This is a genomic window from Bradyrhizobium sp. 18BD, from assembly GCF_054185225.1.
This window is the reverse complement of sequence record NZ_JAVAYL010000013.1, coordinates 176,087-196,503: the sequence shown is the minus strand read 5'-3', so window position 1 is coordinate 196,503 and position 20,417 is coordinate 176,087. Positions and strand designations below refer to the sequence as shown.

The following is a 20,417-nucleotide window of genomic DNA, read 5'->3' as shown; positions in this document are numbered from 1 at the left end:
CATGAGCTGAGGCGCAGGCCTTTCCGCACTGCGCTGCAAAACTCTTTCGGACCTCTCGCCGCATGCGAAAATCATGGCGCGGTGCAGGTCCTGCCCATATGGTTCTCCGCAAAATCATAATCCGGCGCCGTCGCCGGAACCGGGACGTCCGCGTTTGTCCAAGCTCACTTTGCCGGTCCGGCTCGCTCTCCTGGTCGCGGGAACGACGCTGCCCATGATCGTGTTCGCGGTCGGCATCGCGTTCTACCATTACAAGCAGGATCGCAGCGACGCGGCCCGCCGCGTGCTGGAGAACGTGCGCAGCATGCGCCTGGTGCTGGATTCCGAGGTGCAGCGGATGACCGGCAGCCTGCAGGTGCTCGCGCTGACGAACTCGCTGCGCAACGACGACTTCACGAATTTCCGCCGCATCGCGCTCGGCTTTCTCGACCAGTACGGCAAAGGCGGCCTGTTGCTGATCTCCGACCACAAGGGCCGCCTGCTGTTCTCCTCGTCGACGGAGGACATCGCGAGCCTGCCGCCGCGGGGCAATCTCGAGATCGTCGAGAAGGTGTTCGCGACCAGGGCGCCGCAATATTCCGATCTGTTCACCGGCGCACTCAATGGACGGCAGGTTCTGACCGTCGAAGTGCCGGTGTTTCGCAACGGCGAGGTGATCTACGACCTCTGCTTCAGTCCGCCGGTCAGCATCTTCCAGGAGATGGTCGAGAAGCAGCGGCCCGACCAGCAATGGACGGTGTCCCTGCTCGACGCCAAGGGCACCGTGTTCGCACGCGTGCCGAATCCCGGCGAGACATTCGGCAAGCGCGCCTCGCCCTCGCTCTACGTGGAGATGTTTCGCGCACCCGAGGCGACGCTCTCGTCGATATCGCTCGATGGCGTCGCGCTCGCGTCCGCTTACACCCGGTCGCAACTCACGGCCTGGACGGTGGCTGCGGGCGTGCCCGAAAGCTCGCTGATCGCACCGCTCTGGCGCAACATCGCCATCACCAGCCTGATCGGCGGCATCCTGCTGCTGGTCGGCCTCACCTTCGCAGTGCGGATGGCAACTACGATCGCGCGCGGCGAGATGCTGCACGATCTCCTGATCGAGGAGCTCAACCACCGCGTCAAGAACACGCTGGCCTTGATGCAGGCCATCGCGGTGCAGACCTTCCGCAGCGCGAGCCGCGACGAGCGCGCCAAATTCGAGGGACGGCTCGGCGCACTTGCGGAGGCGCATAATCTGCTCAGTCAGGAGAAATGGGCGGGCTCCGAGCTGAAGGACGTCGTCGCGCGTGCGCTGCAGCCCTTCCTGCTCAATGCGCCCGACCGCATCCGGATCAGCGGACCAGCGGTGCCGCTGTCGCCGCGGCTTGCCTTGGTGCTGTCGATGATCGTGCACGAGATCGCCACCAACGCCGCGAAATACGGCGCGCTCTCCAACGAGACCGGACGGGTGACGCTGGAGTGGGACGTCATCGCCGACACGCCGAAGCCACGGCTGCGGCTGATCTGGACCGAGATCGGCGGACCGCCGGTGACGGAGCCGGTGCGACGCGGCTTCGGCTCGCGCCTGATCGAACGCAGCGCCCGCGACCAGCTCGGCGGCGAGGCGACCGTCGATTTCCTGCCGCGCGGCGTCGTCTGCACGGTGACCTGGACCTTGGACGAGGCGCAATAGACGAGGGGACTAGCGATGAAGATCATCAACATTCGCACGCACATCCTCGAAGCCAGGCTCTCGCAGCCCTTCGCCTATTCGCGCGCCTGGTACGACACCCGCACTGCCATGCTGGTCGAGATCGAGACCGATGCGGGGCTGACCGGCTGGGGGGAGTGCTATGGGCCGGCGCGGATGACGGCTTCTGTGGTCAATAGTGTCGCATCGTGGCTGATCGGTGAGGACCCGCTGCGCACCGACGTTTTGTGGCAAACGATCTACGCGCGCCTGCGCGATCACGGCCAGAAGGGCATCGTGATCCAGGGGCTGAGCGGCATCGACATCGCGCTGTGGGATATCAAGGGCAAGCATTTTGGCGTGCCCGCGCATCAGCTTCTTGGCGGCGCGGCGCGGCGCGAAGTGCAGGCCTATGCGACCGGGCTCTACCGGCGCAAATCGGGCGACCCGCTCAAATATCTGCCGGAGGAAGCGGCCGGTTATGTCGCGGAGGGATTTCGCGCCGTGAAGCTGAAGGTCGGCTTCGGCATCGAAGAGGACGCTGCGGTCACGCGCGCGGTGCGCGAGGCGATCGGCGGCGATGTCGCGCTGATGGCCGATGCGAACCATGCCTATGACGCGGTCGCGGCGATCCGGCTTGGCCGCCTGATCGAACCCTGCGACATCGGATGGTTCGAAGAGCCGGTGCCGCCCGAGGACGTCGCCGGCTATCGCGCGGTGAAATCCGCGCTCACGATCCCCGTCGCCGGCGGCGAATGCGAATTCACCCGCTTCGGCTTCCGCGACCTGTTCGCCTCGCATGCGCTCGATATCGCCCAGCCCGACACCTGCGCGGCCGGCGGCCTCTCCGAATGCAAGAAGATCGCCGACATGAGCGAAGCCTTCGGCATTCGCTATAATCCGCATGTCTGGGGCACCGGTGTAGCGATCGCCGCCTCGCTGCAGCTTCTCGCGGTGCTGCCCTCGCACACGCCGACCTCGCTCGCGCCGCTCGAGCCGATGCTGGAATTCGACCGCACCGAACATCCGATCCGGCAGGCGATCCTGAAAGAGCCGATCGAGCATGCCAAGGGCGTCGTGCGAATCCCCGACGGTCCGGGGCTCGGCATCGAGATCAATCTCGAGGCACTCGCGCGCTTTGCCGCAAGTTGAGGCACGTCATCGGCAATCGAGCAGTTTTCCTGACTTGCCCGTGAGATAGACGTGTGGCGGCTTGCCACAGGCTTTGTCGAAAGTCGTCTACCCGCGTCTCCATTCCATATCAGCGCAGCCCGCCCAGCGTGCGTTTACGAAATCACGCGTCCTGCCCGAAGCAGGATCGGACAAAGCACGGCCGCTTCAGGAAAGACGCTTCGTCCTTGCACCGCATAGAACACGCGCCGACCCGTACAGATACGGGCGCCTGATTTGAAGCTCGATGCGATCAGGAGATTCCATGAAATGACCGGGAGCACCGCACTCATGCGCGATCCCTCGCACAAGGGCTTGCCGTCACCACCATCCGCACAGCCCAACGACGGCTCGACGCCCGAACTGCGCGCCGCCGACGCGGAGATGGCGCGGGTGCTCAAGACGCAGCCGCTTCGCATGGCCTCCGATTCCCAGAGCGGCGCCATCGCCTATTGGAAGCACGAGCCGTTGCACGACGTGGTCGAACCCATGGCCGATCACGTCATCATGACATATCCCGTCGGCTCGCAGGCGCTGGAGCGGCGCAGCGGCAAATCGGCCGCCATCAGCACAGCGCGTCCAGGCGTCGTGACGATCATCCCGGCGGGCTCGACGTCGCGATGGGACATTCACCGGCCCATGCATGTCGTTCAGCTCTATCTTCCGCAGCGGACGCTGCTGCGGATCGCCGATGAGGCCAACACGGCAGGCCCTGACGATCTGCTGGAGAGAACCGGTCATCCCGACGCCATCACGTCCCGTCTTCTGCTGAGCGCTGCCGACGCACTCGACGGCAGCGCCGCACTGGACACGCTGTTCAGGCAGCAATTGACCGATCTTCTCGCCACGCGCCTGCTCGCCGCCCACGCCGGCGTTGCGGCCACGCCGCAGCCGATCATCGGCGGGCTTTCACCGGCGATCCTGCGCCGGGCGATCGAGCGCCTGCGTTCGGACAGCGATGCGGACGTCTCGCTCTCGGCGCTTGCGTCCGATGCCGGCCTGTCGCGCTTCCATTTCTGCCGCGCCTTCAAGGAGAGCACCGGGCTTTCGCCGCACGGCTGGCTGCGCCAGCACCGGCTCGAGCAGGCCATGAACATGCTCCGGGAGAGCGATGAAACAATGGCCTCGATCGCTGCGACCCTTGGCTATTCCTCCCAGACCGCCTTCGCCGCCGCCTTCAAGAAGCTGATGGGCGAAACGCCGAGTGATTGGCGCAGGCGCGTCCGTTGACAGCAATCGCGCGATAGCGACGGCAATCGCTCTGGGGCAGTCGACGATCTGGTTCGCTAGACATTGCAGCATCGCACCACGCGGACGGAGACGAACGATGGACTGGAAATCTCTTGCGATTGCACCACGACGGAAAGCCGTCTCGACAGCGCTCGTGTACGGGCTCTCCCTGACCGTGCGCTTCACCTCGCCGACAGCCGAGGAAGCGCCGGCACAGATCGCGCAAGGCGCCAGCCACGCGACGTCGATCCTGATTGATCGTAGCTGGCCCAACAGACCGACGATGCCGGTCGCCCTGCGCGGCTGGCCGTTGGGCCCGCGAAGCTGCCGCGCCGCCTGTGAAGGCCCCGCGCTCTTGTCTTCGCTACCGAACTGCACCGCGCCGTAACGGCCCGGCCGTCTCCGTCTTACCTCTCTGCGTCATCGTCGACCGCAACGGCTCCGCTCGCATCGAGCGGCGGCGATGCCGCGCGCAAACCAACCCGATCCAGAACCAACTCAGGAGTGAACCACATGCGACTGCTCATCATTGGCGCCGGCTTCGCCGGCATGTACGCCGCCCTCTCCGCCGCCCGCCTGCGCGACATCCAGGGCGCCTCCCCCGAAGATCTCGAGATCGCGCTGATCGCGCCGGAGCCGACGCTGGTGGTCCGCCCGCGGCTCTATGAGCCGAAGCCGGAAACCCTGACGGCGCCGCTGCTCGACGTCCTCAGGGCGATCGACGTCGACTACATCCAGGGCAGCGCCGAGACCGTCAACACCGAGGCACGGACGGTGCAGGTCACGACTGCAAAAGGCACAAAGAAAACCCTGTCCTACGACCGCCTGGTGATCGCCACCGGCAGCCGCCTGTTCCGCCCCAACATTCCCGGCCTCGCCGAGCACGGTTTCAGCGTCGACTCGCTCGACGACGCGATCGCGTTGGACAAGCATCTGCACGGTCTCGCCGACCGGCCGGCTGTGAACGGCCGCGACACGGTGGTCGTCGCCGGCGGCGGCTTCACCGGCATCGAGGCAGCGACCGAATTGCCCACGCGCCTTCGCAAGATCTTCGGCAAGGATTCCAAAACGCGCGTGATCATCGTCGAGCGCAACAGCGCAATTGCTCCAGACATGGGCGAAGGTCCCCGCCCCGTGATCGCGGACGCGCTGAACAAGCTCGGCGTGGAGACACGGCTCGGCGCCGGCGTCGCCTCGCTCGATAAATCCGGTGTCACGCTGTCGACCGGCGAGCATATCGAGACCGAGACCGTGATCTGGGCCGCAGGCATTCGCGCCGCGCCGTTGACGGCGCAGATTCCCGCCGAGCGCGACAATTTCGGCCGGCTGCTGGTCGATCGCGATCTGCGCGTGCCGGGTGTGGTCGGCGTCTTCGCCACCGGCGATGCCGCCCGCGCGGCCTGCGACGACGACGGCAATTACGCGCTGATGTCGTGCCAGCACGCCACCCGCATGGGCGCCTTTGCCGGCAACAACGCCGCAGCCGAGCTGCTCGGCGTTCCCACAAGGCCCTATCACCAGAAGGCCTATGTGACCTGCCTCGACCTCGGCGAAGCCGGCGCGCTGTTCACGCGCGGCTGGGAGCGCGAGGTCGAGATGGTCGGCGACGTCGCCAAGAAGACCAAGCAGGAGATCAACACCGTCTGGATCTACCCACCGAAGGCCGAGCGCGCCGCAGCGCTCGCCTCGGCCGATCCGGAGCGTGTCACCGATCTCTGACGCACGAAACGATCACGGCCGCGCACTCCCGGCTGCGCGGCCCGTTCAACCAGAACCTGCCGGGGCCACTATCATGAACCAGGAGACGAACATGAATCTGCACAATCCGTCACATCCCGTGGCGTCGGGACCCGAAGAGCTCGTTCCGTCGCGCTATGCGGTCAAGATCGGCGATATCGACGTGCTCGTGGTCAGCGACGGCGTGCTGCCGCTGCCGACCACGATGCTGGCGCACAATGCGGCCCCGGCCGAGCGCGCGGCCTGGCTGCACGACATGTTCCTGCCGCAGGATGCTTTCGACTGGGCGCTGAATGCCGTCATGGTCAAGAGCGGCGGCAAGACCATCCTCATCGATGCCGGCCTCGGATCCGATCCTGACCTGCACCTGCCGCGGGCCGGCCAGTTGATCAAGCGACTGGAGGCCGCCGGTATCGATCTGTCGACCGTGACCGATCTGGTGCTGACCCATATGCACATGGACCATATCGGCGGCCTGCTCGTCGACGGCGTGAAGCAGCGGCTGCGCAAGGATCTGCGCATCCACGTGGCGGCCGCCGAGGTCAAGTTCTGGGAAGCGCCCGACTTCACCCACACCAACATGCCGCAGGGTTTTCCGGATGCGCTCCGGGCGACCGCCAGGCAATTCGTGAAGGAGTACGGCAGTCAACTGCGCACATTCGATGAGACGCACGAGATTGCGCCCGGCGTGGTCGCCCGTCGCACCGGCGGTCATACCCCCGGGCACAGCGTGGTTCGCGTGGCGTCCGGCGGCGACGCGCTGACATTCGCCGGCGATGCCGTGTTTGCCGTCGGATTCGAGCAACCCGACTGGTACAACGGCTTCGAGCACGATCCCGAGGAAGCCGCGCGCGTTCGTGTCAACCTCTTGCGGGAGCTTGCCGCGACCGGCGAGATGCTGGTGGCCACCCATTTGCCGTTCCCGTCGGTCGGACGCGTCGCGGTCGATGGCGACGCCTTCCGCTGGGTGCCGGTGTTCTGGGACTACTGACCGCTTGATGAAGTTAAGCCAGGGCGCGGGCGTTGATACGTGCGCGCCCTGGTTCAGCCTCTTGTACCCACGAAGCCGGCAAGGCCAAGGCGATGGTTCATCGCCCGCTTCGGCGCTTTGCCCGGCGCAACACATCGAACGACATGCAGAACGAAAAAGTCATCATCATAACAGGCGGCAGTTCCGGTATCGGCCGGGCGGCCGCGCTGCGTTTCGCCAATCAGGGCGACAAAGTGCTCATCACCGGCCGCCGCGCCGGCCCGATCGAGCAAACGATGGCGGAGCATCGGAATATCGCGGGCATCGTTGCGGACACGGCATCCGCTGACGACGCGAGGCGGACCATCGATGCGGCGATCAACAAATGGGAGCGACTCGATGCGCTCGTCAACAATGCCGGCGCGGGAGCCATCCTTCCATTGTCGGATGTGGCGCCCGATCGGATCGCAGACATCTTCGCCGTCAACGTGGTCGGCCCGAGCCTGCTGGCCCGCGCTGCACTTCCTCATCTGAAGGCGGCACAGGGCACCATCATCAACATTTCCTCGACCTTCGGTCACCGGCCGGCAGCGGGGTTATCCCACTACGCCGCCAGCAAGGCGGCGCTGGAGCACCTCACCCGTTGCTGGGCACTCGAACTCGCACCGCTCGGAATCAGAGTGAATGCGGTCGCTGCCGGCCCCACGGAATCGGGCGCCTTGACCGGGATGATGGGCCTGTCTGCGGCACAGGCGGAGGCGGTCAAGGAAGAAGAGCGGACGCGGATCCCGCTCCGTCGGCGCGGCGTTCCCGAAGACGTCGCCGAGTGGATCGTTCAGCTTGCCGGTCCCGCCTCGCGATGGCTGACCGGCCAGGTTCTCGCCGTCGATGGCGGCTTGGGACTGGCTTGAGTCTCGCGCAGCCTGGTGCGGTCCCGGCCTCAGTTGCTTCCGCTTCCGATCGCGAAGCGGAAGCCGCCGCGACCAATACGCACAATCTAACCGATCGTCTGCAGCGCCGGGAACGTCTCGAGCAGCCAGATGCTCACATTCGAGACGGCGCCGGTGAGAAAGCCGATGCCGGTGATCACCATCAACACGCCCATGGCGCGCTCGACATTGGCGAGATGGCCCTTCATGCGCGCGAACAGCTTTGAGAACTGCTCGATCATCAGCGCCGCGATCAGGAAGGGAATGCCGAGGCCCGCCGAATAGACCGCGAGCAGGCCCGCGCCCTTCGTCACGGTGGCCTCCGCCGCGGCGATCGAGAGGATCGCGGCCAGGATCGGGCCGATACAGGGCGTCCAGCCGAAGGCGAAGGCGAGGCCCATGATGTAGGCGCCCCAGAGGCCGACGGGCTTGGGGATCGGCATCCGGCCCTCGCGCATCAACAGGCCGATGCGGGTCAGGCCGAGGAAGTGCAGCCCCATGATGATGATGACGATGCCGGCGAGGATCGAGAGCTCGGCCGACCAGGCGCGGATCAGCCCGCCGATCAGCGAGGCGCTGGCGCCGAGCGCCACGAACACCGTGGAGAAGCCGAGCACGAACAGCAGCGCCGACATCATGATCGCACGCTTGGAGGCGGCGGCCTCCTCGTCGCTCTCGACATGCTCGATCGTCGCGCCCGTGAGATAGATCAAATAGGGCGGAACCAGCGGCAGGACACAAGGGGAGAGGAAGCTGACGAGGCCGGCAATCAGCGCCGCCGGGATCGAAACATTTTGCATGGTGCAGTCGGAGCCATCTCAGGCCCGTTGGCCACGCGCTGGGATGCGCGCGCCGGAGCCGAACGGCTCTGGTGTAGCCGATGCCGGGGAATGCGCAACAGAGGCGCACAAAACCAGGGCTCCTCCCGATGCCGTCTGCAATCACAGATGCGGCATCGGGACGCGCACAAATCTCGCCAAAAAGCGAGACTCGGCGGCGTGGCTACTTCACCACGCGGAGCAGCGGACGCCGGGGCTGGTCCTGCGTCTGCTTGGAGGGGGGCTGCGGTTCGCTTCCAGCGCTCCGCAACATTTCGTCGCACAGCGCCTTGAGATCGGCGCCGTCAATTCCTTTGAGCTTCATCCGTACGTCGAGAATGACGATGGACAGCAGTTCGGCCGACTCACGGCTGTTCATCTCGTTAAGCGCCCTGCGGCAGCCCTCGAGCGTTTCCAGCACCGACTGCAACTGTTCGTCTGAATGCGACACCGGCGTTCTTTCCGTTAATTCGGCCTGCGAGACGTGTTTGTGGTGATCCCCTCGGCCCCCATGGAATGCCGAGGATAGCATGAGGCTCCTGCGCCCTTGAACATGATTTCAGTGCGTTTCCGCGCTGAAACCGCGGTTTTTGCGACCATCGCGCCGTTGCGTTGGCGGCGATCGGACGAGCAACCGGAGGCAAAACGCCTCGCGCGCCGTGATTGATCCAACGAAGAAGGCAGCAGCGCCTCTCTCGCGAGGGCGTCCAGTGCGGACAACGCCGACAATCCCGCAGCCATTTCAAGGCTCGCAACGGACCTCACGCGACACCCCTCAACGGGCAATAAACTGCCCGATTCCCAGCCTTATTCCCACTTCCGGCGGCACCAATATACCACCCACGCGGTAGTAAAGGATGACGTTCAAAACTCGTCATTCCCCAACCCGTCGTGGTTGTGGTTTGCGCCAGATTCTGCCAGTTTAACGGACCGAGAGGACTTGTATGCACTCCTTGGCGGAAAGGGGCGTTCCACTGGAGGAACGCCCAAAGACAAATCTGAGCAGCCTCTCCGATTGGGATGCGGCCCGAATATTTCTGGAAGTCGTCCGATGCGGAAGTTTTCGCTCGGCGGCTGAACGCCTGTCGTTGTCCATCAACGCCGTCCGCCGTCGCATCGACGATTTCGAACGCCAGACCGGCACCACTCTGTTCACTCGCGACGTCCACGGCACGCATCTGACCGATGAGGGCGCGATGGTGGTCTCCGCGGTCGAGCGCATGGAGGCGGCAGCCTTCGACGTGCTGCGCACCAGCGATTCGACCGCCAACGCGCTGTCCGGCGAGGTCCGCGTCGCCGTGACCGAGGGCCTGGGCACGTTCTGGCTCGCCCCGCGGCTGGTCGAATTCCAGCAGGCCTATCCGAAGGTCCTGGTCGATCTCCACTGCGCGATGCGCTCAGCCGACGTCTCCCGCCACGAGGCCGACGTTGCCATCCACCTGTCGCGTCCCTCCGCGCTCGACGTCAAGCTGGTGCGGCTCGGCCGCATGCATCTGATGTTCTGGGCTTCGGAAAAATACCTTGAGAAATGCGGCACACCGCGTTCGGCCCACGAATTGATCAAGCATCGCCTGGTGCTGCAATTCGCCGACCAGCTCGCCGCCAAGGAAACATTTGAGAGCTTCTTCCCGGGCGTTCAGGAGCGTGACCTTCTGGTCATGAAGACCAACGTCTCGAGCGCCAACTACTGGGCGGTCGCGAACGGCGCCGGAATCGGCGTATTCCCGAGCTACGCCATTGCGCTTGGCGGGAAGTTGATTCCACTGGAGGTCGAATTGAACCGACCGCTGGATATCTGGTTGTCCTACCATCCCGGTAGCGGCCGGATTCCCCGCGTGCGGCACATGATTGACTGGCTGATCGAGGCTTTCAATCCGGCTCGCTTCCCGTGGTTTAAGGAAGAGTTCGTGCATCCGCATGAATTCAAGGACTCGTATATGGGCGAACCCCTGACCCAGCTCTTCGGGGGATTTTCAACCGAAGAACAAAGGTGAAAACTAAAATGAAAGCAGCGGCGAAGAGAATGAAGCAGCGCAGCGCCGGCAAGCCGGACATCGAGCTTGGCAAGCGCATCCGTCTGCGGCGCGTCGAGATGAAGATCTCGCAGGCTGAGCTCGGTGAGAAGCTCGGCGTCAGCTTCCAGCAGGTCCAGAAATACGAGAAAGGCGTCAATCGCGTCGGCGCGGCTCGGCTTCAGCAGATCGCCTCCGCCCTCGACGTGCCGGTGACCTTCTTCTACGACGGCGACAACAAGGCGCGCGAAGTCGAGAGCCTGCTGTTCCTCGACTCGGCCTTCAGCCTCCGCCTTCTGCGCGCCTACAGCAAGATCAAGGACCAGACGGTGCAGCGTCAGCTCGTCTCGTTGATGGAATCGATCGCAGCGAACGAAGACTGAGATCGTCGCTCTGGCCTTGACGGCCGATGTTCAATCCGCCGCGTCGCGGGGGCGCGGCCGGATTGGACTAGACCGACGGGATCAGATATGGGCTGGCGCGCGTGCGCGCGGCCTTCCTCGGGGCGGCTTGGCCGCCCTTTTTTCTTGTCTGGTTTTCTTGGGTGTTTTTCTCGGCCGTTTGGCCGCCATTCGTCGCGGATTTTGCGAACCCATCCCACCCCTGCAGCGACCTAATGAGAATCTCCGCACGTGACGCGCGGAGTTTTTGATTCGCCGTGCTTAATGTGACCTCAACATTGGTGCCCTAGTTTTCCGCCGATTTTGCGAATCGGTGCCCGCGGCGCGGCGGCCGGGAATTGCCAATGCGAGTGCCCGCCCGGGCCTCGTCCTCAAGGGGAAGATGGGACAGATGTCGAAACGCCATGCGATGATCATTGCCGTCGGCCTGCTCGCAAGCGCCTCCGCGCTGGCGCAGACAGAGACCATCGGCCAGGCCGGGCCCAAGCCAGCGACATCAGGCACGGTGCCATCAGCGGCGAACCCGGCCCATGCGCCTGCGCCGAAAGCTGCCGCGCCAGGTTCAGCCTCGACGCCGGAGGGCCGCTCGGCCGCCGCGCTCGCGATGACGCACGAGCCGACCTACGACGAAGGCTCGGCCCAACGCATCAAGGATGCCGCGCTGAGCTATTCCGACCTCGCGGTGCGCGGCGGCTGGCCGACCATCCCGGCGGATGCAAAATTCGCGCTCGGCGTCCAGGGCGCCAATGACGATCTGTTGCGCAAGCGGCTCATCATCTCCGGCGACCTCGCCGCCGACAAGGCGAGCGGCGCCTTCGACCAGGATCTCGCGGACGCCGTGAAGCGCTTCCAGGCCCGCCATGGATTGGCGCCGACCGGCACGGTGACGCCGCGCACGCTCGCGGCGATGAACGTCTCCGTGCAGAAGCGCATCCGGCAACTCGAGGCTTCGCTGGAGCGGCTCGAGAACATGAATTTCGGCTTCGGCCAGCGTTATGTCGTGGTCAACATCCCCGCCGCCTTCGCCGAGGCGGTCGAGAACGACGTGGTGGTTCGCCGCTATCGCGTCATCGTCGGCAAGACCGAAAAGCCCTCGCCGACGCTGACGGCGCAGATCACCAGCGTCGTGCTCAATCCGACCTGGACTGTCCCCTCCTCGATCGCCAAGACCGAGATCTCCGCGCATATGCGCAAAGACCCGACCTACCTGGCGCGCATGCACATGGACGTGCTCGACGCCCACGACAATCCGATCGATCCGCATTCGGTCGACTGGTCGGGCACGCACACGCCGAACTTCACCGTGCGTCAGCAGAACGGCACCTTCAACGCGCTCGGTGCTGTCAAGATCGACATGCCGAACGCCTATTCGGTCTACATGCACGACACCAACCAGCGCAATCTGTTCAGCGACGACTACCGCTTCGACTCCCACGGCTGCTCGCGCGTGGACAATGTGCGCGATCTCGCCGCCTGGCTGCTCAAGGACCAGCCGAAATGGAGCCGCGCCGCGATCGACGCGGAGATCGCAAGCGGCCAGCATCTCGAGGTCACCATGGCGAAGAAGGTGCCGGTGGCCTGGATCTACCTCACGGCCTGGATGACCAGGGACCAGGCCATCCAGTTCCGCAACGACGTCTATAACCAGGACGAGCAGTTGCTCGAGGCGACCGCCGAGGAGGCGGCGTTCTTCGGCAAGGCCGCCGGCCATCCGCTGACCGCGCATATGGCACAGTAGGCGCGCCATGCAATCGCGGCACAGGCGGATGCAAAGCCGCCTCCCTCGCCGCGATTGACCAGGGCCGCGGCCCGGCCGCACATTGCGCTCGCCAATGACCAGCGAGCGCGCGATGCCCGACATTTTCAGCACGACCGGAACACCCTACGCCGACGGCAAGATCCTCAAGCACGTCGTTGACGGCGTCGGCGTCGTCACCTTCAACAATCCCGACAAGCGCAATGCGATGTCGCTGGAGATGTGGGAGGGCTTTGGCGAAGCGCTGACGGCCTTGCGCGACGATGATGCGGTGCGCGTCGTGATCCTGCGCGGTGCCGGCGGCAAGGCGTTCGTGTCAGGGGCCGACATCAGCCAGTTCGAGAAGACACGCCACAACGCGGCGGCGTCCGAGGAATATGCCAAGCGCAGCGCCGCCCAACGCGCGCTGCTCGCCGACTATCCCAAGCCGACCATTGCCTGCATCGAGGGGTTTTGCCTCGGCGGCGGCATGCAGGTCGCGATGCTCGCCGATATCCGCCTCGCCGCGTATGGCAGCCAGTTCGGCATCCCCGCGGCCAGGCTCGGCATCGCCTATGGCTATGACGGCTTGAAGCACCTGGTGTCGCTGGTCGGCCCGTCCTGGGCGCGGCTCCTGATGTACACGGGCATGCGCATCGAGTCCGCCGAGGCACTGCGCATCGGCCTGGTCGAGCGCGTGTTCCCGGTCGACGAGCTCTGGGGTGAGACCATGACGATTGCGCAGACCATCTCCGAGAACGCCCCGCTCGCGATCAAGGCCGCGAAGATCACCATCGCGCAGGTGCTGAAAGACGAGAGCCAGCGCGACATGGAAGCGATCAGGGCGGTCGGCACAGCCTGCATGGACAGCGCGGATTTCCGCGAGGGCCGGCAAGCCTTCATGGAAAAGCGCAAGCCGCAGTTCCAGGGGAAGTGAGGGCAGCGTCGTTGCTCATCATTGCGAGCGCGCTCCTCTCACCACGTCATTGCGAGGAGCGCAGCGACGAAGCAATTCAGACTTCCTCCGCGGAAGGATTCTGGATTGCTTCGCTGCGCTCGCAACGACGGGATGGAGAGAGTTCTGGCGGCGTTGAACATCGTCACCCGGAACTTCTGAGATCAGCCGGCGTGAACAGAAATTCAGGAAGATTAAATTCCTTTGCCGTTCGCATCGCGGTAGCAACCAACTGATCCGCCGCAAGTTCTCCCGCCACCAATGGAGGAGATTGCGATGAAACTCAGCTTTGCTGTTCTTGGTCTGGCTACCCTGGGCGGCGCTGCGCTGGCCTCGGGTTCGGCGCTCGCGGCGATGCCGAATGGCATCCCGCAGGCCGATAAGGTCGCAGGCGGCCCGGCCGCGAATGTCGATCAGGTGCGGATGGTCTGCAACGCCTGGGGCCGCTGCTGGTGGCGCCCGAACTATTACGGCGCCTATGGCTATTACGGCGGCCCTCGCCGGTACTATGGCGGCCCGCGCCCGTGGGGCTGGGGCCACCGCCACTGGCACCGCTGGTGAATCACGAAAGGGGCCGGAAGGCCCCTTTTTCATAAGCGTTTGTGATCACCACTCGGACCGTGCGCTCCCTCGCCCCGCAAGCGGGGAGAGGTGAAGAAACGCAGACTACAGCGCCGCGAGCACGGCTTTCGTGATATCCGCCGTGCCGTTGCTGCCGCCGAACTCCATCGGCTTGATGCCGCCGGCATAGACCTGATCGACCGCGCGCTCGATCGTCTCGCCGGCTTCGGCCGCGCTCTCGACGCCGTGCTTGTCGGCGAGCCAGTCCAGCATCATCGCGGCCGACAGGATCATGCCGGTCGGATTGGCCTTGCCCTGCCCCATGATGTCGGGCGCGGTGCCGTGGCAGGGCTGGAACACGGCGTATTTGTCGCCGATGTCGGCCGACGGCGCCATGCCGAGGCCACCGATCAGGCTCGCGGTGATGTCGGAGACGATATCGCCGAACATGTTCTCCATCACCATCACGTCGAAATCCCAGGGGCGCTTGACAAGCATCGCCGAGCAGGCATCGACATAAAGGCGATCGGTCTTCACGCCCGGATGCTTCTTCTCGATCTCGTCGAAAATGCCGCGGAAGAACGCAAACGCCTTGAACACGTTCGCCTTGTCGACGCAGGTCAGCGCGCCCGGCTTGCCGCGCGCCTTGCGCCGCTCGGCGAGGCGGAACGAAAGCTCGAACAGGCGCTCGGACGTCCTGCGCGTGATCACCATGGTCTCGCGCGCGTCCTCGTGCGTGACGACACCCTTGCCCATCGAGGCGAACAGGCCTTCGGTGGATTCGCGGATCACCACGAGATCGATGCCGCGCTTGTCCGCGCCGACAATCGGGCTCGGCACACCCGGGATCAGCCGCGCCGGACGCACGCCGGCATAGAGATCGAAGATGAAGCGCAGCTCGATCTGCGGCGCGATCTCGGTGTTATCGGGGTAGCGCACCGACGGCAGGCCGCAGGCCCCGAGCAGGATCGCGTCCGCCTCCTCGCACAGCTTGATGGTTGAATCCGGCATCGACTTGCCGGTGGCGAGATAATTGTTGGCGCCGGCCGGCGCCTCGGTGAAGCGGAAGCTCAGGCCCGATTTCTGCTCGATCTTGCGCAGCACCTCGATGGCCGGCGCCATGACTTCGGGACCGATGCCGTCACCGGCGAGCACGGCAATGTGGAAGGCGTTGTTCGCGGACATGTAAGAGGCCTCAAGAAGGGGAGCCAGCCGAGTCGTCATTGCGAGCGAAGCGAAGCAATCCAGAACTGCATCTGCGGAAACATTCTGGATTGCTTCGTCGCTTCGCTCCTCGCAATGACGGAGGAGAGAAAAAATGATTACGGCGTCAGCACCGTGCGCCCGACCACCGCGCCCTGCTGCAATTGCACCAGCGCGTCGTTGGCCTTGTTGAGCGGCGCCTTCGTCACCGGGATCGGCGCGACGTTCTTCGCGCGCACGAGGTCGAGCAGCTCCTGCGTCTCGCGCAGATTGCCGACATAGCTGCCCTGGATCGTCACCGCCTTGATCGGGATCAGCGGCAGCGCCCAGGTCGCGCCGCCGCCGAACAGGCCGACGATCACGAGCTTGCCGCCCTTGGTCAGGCAGTCGAACCCGAGCTGCGTCGTTGCGGCATTGCCGACGAGATCGATCACGGCGCGGATCGGACCGCCCGCCTTCTTGCCAAGCTGTTCCAGTGCATCCGGCGCCTTGGGGTCGATGGTCGCGAGCGCGCCGGCCTTCTCTGCGGCCTCGCGCTTCCTGGCGTCGATGTCGACCATGATCGCGCCCTTGCCGCCCATCGCTTTCAGCAGCGACAGCGCCATCAGGCCGAGACCACCGGCGCCGAACATCACGATCGGGGTGTCGAAATGCTGCTCGACCTTCTTCAGCGCGCTGTAGGTGGTCACGCCCGAGCAGGCATAGGGCGCGGTCGTGGCGGGATCGAGCCCCTTCAAATTGAGCAGATAGCGCGGATGCGGCACCAGCATGTGATCGGAATAGCCGCCGTCGCAATAGACGCCGAGCGAGCGCGGCGTCAGGCACATGTTCTCGTCACCCGCGAGACACGTGGCGCACTTGCCGCAGCCGATCCAGGGATAGACCAGGCCGACGTCGCCGAGCTTGAGATCGCGCTGGTCGGTCGGCTTGACGTCGGGACCGAACGCGAGGACCTCGCCGACGGTCTCGTGGCCCATGGTCAGCGGCAGATTGATGCCGCGGTCCTTCAGCGACAGCGGCTTGCGGCCGTGGCCGAGATCGTAGCCGCCCTCCCAGATGTGGAGGTCGCTGTGGCAGACGCCGGCGGCCTTCACCTTGATCAGCACCTGCGTGCCCGACGGCTGCGGCGTGGCCTCGTCGAACTCCTGCAGCGGTGCCTTGAAATCGGCGACCTTGAAACTCTTCATCGGCGTTCTCCCGGCATACTTGTCGTCACGTCACCATGCCACGGGCAGCGGGGCGAGACAAACCCGCACAGCGGTCTTAATTCAGGCCAGCGGATGGTGACAAGCGGCGAACTGGCCGGGCGCGACCTCGCGCAACTCCGGTATCTCCGCGCTGCATCGCTGATCGGCGCGAGGGCAGCGGGTGCGGAAGCGGCAACCGGACGGCGGTGCAATCGGCGATGGCGGCTCACCGGTCGCCACACTCTCGGCGGGACGCACGTCGGGATCGGGCACCGGGATGGCCTGCAGCAGCAGCGCGGTATAGGGATGCGCAGGTCTAGCGAACAATTGCTCCGACGGCCCGACCTCGCAGAGCCGGCCAAGATACATCACCGCGACGCGATCGCTAACCGCTTTGACCACCGCAAGGTCGTGCGCGATGAACAGCAGCGTCAGGCCGAAGCGCGTCTTCATCTCCTCCAGCAGATTGAGGATCTGCGCACGAATGGAGACGTCGAGGGCGGAGACCGGCTCGTCGCAGACGATGAATTCGGGATTGAGCACCAGCGAGCGCGCGATGCAGATGCGCTGGCACTGCCCGCCGGAGAATTCGTGCGGCAACCGCCCCGATACGAGATCGGGGTCGAGCCCAACCGCAGAGAGCACGTCGTAAACCCTGCGCTTGCGCTCGGCGGCATCCTTGACGCTGGCGATGATCAGCGGCTCGGCCACGATATCGCCGATACGCCGGCGCGGATTGAGCGAGGCGATCGGATCCTGGAAGATCAGCTGCACGCGGCGGCGCATTTTTCGCAGCGCCTCGCCTTCCATCGCGGTGAGGTCCTCGCCGTCAAACATCACGCGGCCACTTTTGGCGCGACGCAATTGCAGCACCGCGCGCCCCAGCGTCGACTTGCCGCAGCCGGACTCGCCGACCAGCCCCAGCGTCTCGCCCCGCGCAACCTTCAGGCTGACCCCGGAGACGGCGTGCACCGTCCTGCTGCCGAGACCATATTCGACGACGAGATTGTCGACATTCAGAAGCGGCTCTTTGCGCGCGGCCAGTTGCATCATGCGCCGATCCCCTCGGCCATCTGGATCGGATGGAAGCAGGCATAGAGATGATCGGGCATCTCCGCTCCCTTCAGCTCGGGTTTCGTCTCATGGCAACGCCCTGCGGCATAGCGGCACCGCGGCGCAAAGGAACAGCCCTTCAGCGGGCGGGTCGGATCGGGCGGACGGCCGGAGATCGCGGGCAGCGGTGTATGCGGCGCGGTCTCGAGCTTCGGGATCGCCGCCAGCAGCGCCTCGGTGTAGGGCATGTGCATCCGCTTGAACAACGCCTGCGTCGGCGCACGCTCGACCACCCTGCCCGCATACATCACCGCGACCTCATCGGCGCGGCCGGCGACGACGCCGAGATCATGGGTGATGATGATCATCGCCATGTGACGGCGGCGCTGCTCGCGCGCGAGCAGATCGAGGATTTGCGCCTGGATGGTGACGTCGAGCGCTGTGGTCGGCTCGTCCGCGATCAGCAGCTTCGGCTCGCAGGACAGCGCGATGGCAATTGCGATGCGCTGGCGCATGCCGCCGGAACATTGATGCGGATATTGCGCGAGCCGCTGCTCCGGCGCCGGGATGCCGACGGCGGCGAGCAGCTCGATGCTGCGCTTCTTAGCGGCAGGTGCATCGAGCTCGAGATGCTCCTGGATCGTCTCCATCAACTGGGTACCGATGGTGAGCACCGGATTGAGCGAAGTCATGGGGTCCTGGAACACGACCGCGAGGTCGCGCCCACGCAGGCGCCGCAAGCGCTCCGCATCGAGCCGCACCAGATCCTCGCCGTCGAACATGACGCGGCCCGTGAGCTTCGCCTTCTTCGGCAGCAATTGCAGCACCGCGCGCGACAGCATGGTCTTGCCGCAGCCGGACTCACCGACGATGCCGAGCGTGCGGCCGGCCTCCAGCGAGAGATCGACATGATCGACGGCGCGCAGGTTCCCGCGCGGGGTCGGCAGCTCGACCGCGACGTCCTCGATGGTCAGGAGCGGCTTGCTCACAGCGCCCCCTGACGCGGGTCGGTCAGTGCCCGCATGGTGTCGCCGACGAGGTTGAACGCCAGCACGGTCAGGAACAGCCCGGCCGCCGGCAGGAAGGCGAGCCGAGGCGCGACGTCGAGGCTGTCGCGGCCCTCGCCGATCATGCTGCCCCAGCTCGCCATCGGCGGCGGCACACCGAGGCCGAGGAAGGACAGCGCGCCCTCGACCACGATGGTGACGGCGACACCGAGCAGGAAGAACGCCAGCAGCGGCAGGATCACGTTCGGCAGCAGCTCGCGCAGCAGGATGCGCGCATGGCTGGCGCCAAGGGCTTCGGCCGCGATGACGAACTCGCGCCGCGCCAGGGTCAGCGTCGCCGCGCGCGCCACCCGCATGAAGGCGGGAATGCCAAGCATGCCGAGGATGATGGTGAGATTGGGAATCGACTGGCCGAGATAGGCGGTCACCGCGAGCGCGAAGATCAGCGGTGGAAAGGCGAGCAGCACATCCATGCTGCCGACCACCAGTGTCTCGAACCGGCCGCGGAAATAGCCGGCGAGCAGGCCCAGCGCGCCGCCGAACGTCAGCCCGATCATCGGTGCGATCAGCCCTACCGTGAGCGACACGCGCGCGCCAAAGATCAGCCGGGCGAGCTCGTCGCGGCCGAGGCCGTCGGTGCCGAGCCAGTGCTCGGTGGAGAACGCGGCGCGGCGCTCAAGCATGTCCATGTCGACAGGGTTCTGCAGCGGCAGCACCGGCGCGAGGATGGCGAGCGCAAGGATGACCGCGAGCCAGACGCTCGCGATCCAGAACAGCAGGCCGAGCCTGCGTTTGCGGCGGCTGGGGGCGGCCGTCGCCTCGTCCTGCATCGACAGCTCAAGCGTGGCCATGGCGGATCCTCGGATCGAGCACGGCGTAGAGCATGTCGACGATGAAATTGACGATGACGAAGCCGCAGGCGACCAGCAGCACCACGCCCTGCAAGATGACGAGGTCGCGGGTGTAGATCGCGCCGACCAGCAGCCGGCCGATGCCCGGCAACGCAAAGATCGTCTCCACGATCAGCGTACCGCCGAGCAGACGGCCGATATTGATGCCCGTCACCGTCACCAGCGTCAGCGACGAAGGCTTGAGGGCGTGCACGAACAGGATGCGCGCGGGTTTCAAGCCTTTGGCCTTGGCGAGCGCGATATAGTCCTCCTGCAGGGTCGCGATCATGTCGGAGCGCAGCACCCGCATGATGCCCGGCCATTCGGCGAGGGCCAGCGTCAGCGCCGGCAGCACGAAGAAGCGCAAATTATTGAGCGGCTCCTCGGTGAACGGCACATAGCCGGTCGCCGGCAGCCAGTGCAGCTCGACCGCGAACAGGTAGATCAGCAGGATCGCCATCAGGAAGGACGGCATCGACAACATGGCGAAGGCGCTGCCGGTCATGAAGCGGTCGAACGCGCCGCCGGCGCGCGCCGCGCAGGCGATCGCGACGGGAACGCCGATCAGGAGGCCGATGAGCTCGGCCATCAGCATCAGTTGCAGCGAGACCGGAATGCGTTCGGCCACCGCCTGCAGCACCGTCTGCCCGGTGCGGAAGGAGCGGCCGAGATCGCCCTGCAATACGTGCCCGAGCCAGCTCAGGTAACGCCACCACAGCGGCTGATCGAGCCCCATGTCATGACGGAGCGCGGCAACATTCTCCGGCGTTGCCTGGTCGCCGAGAATGACATAGGCGAGATCGCCCGGGAGCAGCGAGGCGATCAGGAAAGTGAGCAGCGAGACCGCAAGCAAAACCGGCAGGATGGCAAGCAGCCGCCGCACGACGAAAATCAGCATC

The 20,417-nt window shown here is 65.4% G+C and carries 20 protein-coding genes; 12 read left to right on the top strand and 8 right to left on the bottom strand.

Annotated elements, in window-relative coordinates; genetic code table 11:
* The first annotated feature begins 154 nt into the window (after positions 1–154).
* The 7 genes from RAD16_RS23865 to RAD16_RS23835 all read left to right on the top strand — a co-directional run bounded on the left by RAD16_RS23865 (position 155) and on the right by RAD16_RS23835 (position 7,678).
* Entirely contained in the window at positions 155–1,663 is a 1,509-nt protein-coding gene (locus RAD16_RS23865; RefSeq protein ID WP_458160288.1) for a sensor histidine kinase, read from the top strand.
* 15 nt (positions 1,664–1,678) lie between these two features.
* Positions 1,679–2,812, top strand: a complete 1,134-nt coding sequence (locus RAD16_RS23860) for a mandelate racemase/muconate lactonizing enzyme family protein (RefSeq protein WP_458160287.1) — start codon at positions 1,679–1,681, stop codon at positions 2,810–2,812.
* A 288-nt stretch (positions 2,813–3,100) separates the two neighbouring features.
* Positions 3,101–4,060 carry a helix-turn-helix domain-containing protein gene (locus RAD16_RS23855; RefSeq protein WP_458160286.1) on the top strand — a complete coding sequence of 320 codons (960 nt, stop codon included), beginning with the start codon at positions 3,101–3,103 and terminating at the stop codon, positions 4,058–4,060.
* Positions 4,061–4,157: 97 nt separating this feature from the next.
* Positions 4,158–4,448: a hypothetical protein gene (locus RAD16_RS23850; protein ID WP_458160285.1), complete on the top strand. Its 291-nt coding sequence runs from the start codon at positions 4,158–4,160 to the stop codon at positions 4,446–4,448.
* Between the two features lie 125 nt (positions 4,449–4,573).
* Positions 4,574–5,779, top strand: coding sequence for an NAD(P)/FAD-dependent oxidoreductase (locus tag RAD16_RS23845; protein WP_458160284.1), 1,206 nt, complete (start codon positions 4,574–4,576; stop codon positions 5,777–5,779).
* Positions 5,780–5,870: 91 nt separating this feature from the next.
* Positions 5,871–6,788 carry an MBL fold metallo-hydrolase gene (locus tag RAD16_RS23840; RefSeq protein ID WP_458160283.1) on the top strand — a complete coding sequence of 306 codons (918 nt, stop codon included), beginning with the start codon at positions 5,871–5,873 and terminating at the stop codon, positions 6,786–6,788.
* Between the two features lie 92 nt (positions 6,789–6,880).
* Positions 6,881–7,678, top strand: a complete 798-nt coding sequence (locus RAD16_RS23835; RefSeq protein WP_458160282.1) for an SDR family NAD(P)-dependent oxidoreductase — start codon at positions 6,881–6,883, stop codon at positions 7,676–7,678.
* An 86-nt stretch (positions 7,679–7,764) separates the two neighbouring features.
* On the opposite strand, the gene RAD16_RS23830 is transcribed toward RAD16_RS23835, so the two are convergent.
* Complete coding sequence (locus RAD16_RS23830) at positions 7,765–8,496, bottom strand: cytochrome c biogenesis CcdA family protein (RefSeq protein ID WP_458160281.1); 732 nt, start codon at positions 8,494–8,496, stop codon at positions 7,765–7,767.
* A gap of 202 nt (positions 8,497–8,698) precedes the next feature.
* Complete coding sequence (locus tag RAD16_RS23825; protein WP_326897087.1) at positions 8,699–8,965, bottom strand: hypothetical protein; 267 nt, start codon at positions 8,963–8,965, stop codon at positions 8,699–8,701.
* A gap of 493 nt (positions 8,966–9,458) precedes the next feature.
* On the opposite strand from RAD16_RS23825, the gene RAD16_RS23820 reads away from it, so the two are divergent.
* The 5 genes from RAD16_RS23820 to RAD16_RS23800 all read left to right on the top strand — a co-directional run bounded on the left by RAD16_RS23820 (position 9,459) and on the right by RAD16_RS23800 (position 14,178).
* On the top strand, positions 9,459–10,508 hold the full coding sequence (locus RAD16_RS23820) for a LysR family transcriptional regulator (protein ID WP_458160280.1): 1,050 nt from the start codon (positions 9,459–9,461) through the stop codon (positions 10,506–10,508).
* Between the two features lie 29 nt (positions 10,509–10,537).
* A complete protein-coding gene (locus RAD16_RS23815; protein ID WP_164938811.1) occupies positions 10,538–10,909 on the top strand; it encodes a helix-turn-helix domain-containing protein in 372 nt (123 codons plus the stop codon).
* Positions 10,910–11,318: 409 nt separating this feature from the next.
* Positions 11,319–12,665 carry a L,D-transpeptidase family protein gene (locus RAD16_RS23810; protein ID WP_458160279.1) on the top strand — a complete coding sequence of 449 codons (1,347 nt, stop codon included), beginning with the start codon at positions 11,319–11,321 and terminating at the stop codon, positions 12,663–12,665.
* 112 nt (positions 12,666–12,777) lie between these two features.
* Positions 12,778–13,599 (top strand): enoyl-CoA hydratase, encoded by an 822-nt coding sequence (locus tag RAD16_RS23805; protein ID WP_458160278.1) that lies wholly within the window; start codon positions 12,778–12,780, stop codon positions 13,597–13,599.
* A 294-nt stretch (positions 13,600–13,893) separates the two neighbouring features.
* Positions 13,894–14,178, top strand: coding sequence for a hypothetical protein (locus tag RAD16_RS23800; RefSeq protein WP_458160277.1), 285 nt, complete (start codon positions 13,894–13,896; stop codon positions 14,176–14,178).
* 105 nt (positions 14,179–14,283) lie between these two features.
* Here RAD16_RS23800 and RAD16_RS23795 read toward each other — a convergent pair whose 3' ends face one another.
* From RAD16_RS23795 to RAD16_RS23770, 6 genes are all read right to left on the bottom strand, one after another.
* A complete protein-coding gene (locus tag RAD16_RS23795; RefSeq protein ID WP_458160276.1) occupies positions 14,284–15,363 on the bottom strand; it encodes an isocitrate/isopropylmalate dehydrogenase family protein in 1,080 nt (359 codons plus the stop codon).
* A gap of 137 nt (positions 15,364–15,500) precedes the next feature.
* Positions 15,501–16,568 (bottom strand): alcohol dehydrogenase, encoded by a 1,068-nt coding sequence (locus tag RAD16_RS23790; protein ID WP_458160275.1) that lies wholly within the window; start codon positions 16,566–16,568, stop codon positions 15,501–15,503.
* Positions 16,569–16,649: 81 nt separating this feature from the next.
* On the bottom strand, positions 16,650–17,621 hold the full coding sequence (locus RAD16_RS23785; protein ID WP_458160274.1) for an ABC transporter ATP-binding protein: 972 nt from the start codon (positions 17,619–17,621) through the stop codon (positions 16,650–16,652).
* Entirely contained in the window at positions 17,618–18,610 is a 993-nt protein-coding gene (locus RAD16_RS23780) for an ABC transporter ATP-binding protein (RefSeq protein WP_458160273.1), read from the bottom strand. The genes RAD16_RS23785 and RAD16_RS23780 overlap by 4 nt, the downstream gene beginning before the upstream one ends.
* Entirely contained in the window at positions 18,607–19,479 is an 873-nt protein-coding gene (locus RAD16_RS23775; RefSeq protein WP_458160272.1) for an ABC transporter permease, read from the bottom strand. Before RAD16_RS23775 ends, RAD16_RS23780 begins: the two co-directional genes overlap by 4 nt.
* Complete coding sequence (locus tag RAD16_RS23770; protein WP_458160271.1) at positions 19,466–20,416, bottom strand: ABC transporter permease; 951 nt, start codon at positions 20,414–20,416, stop codon at positions 19,466–19,468. Before RAD16_RS23770 ends, RAD16_RS23775 begins: the two co-directional genes overlap by 14 nt.
* Between the last annotated feature and the right edge of the window lies 1 nt (position 20,417).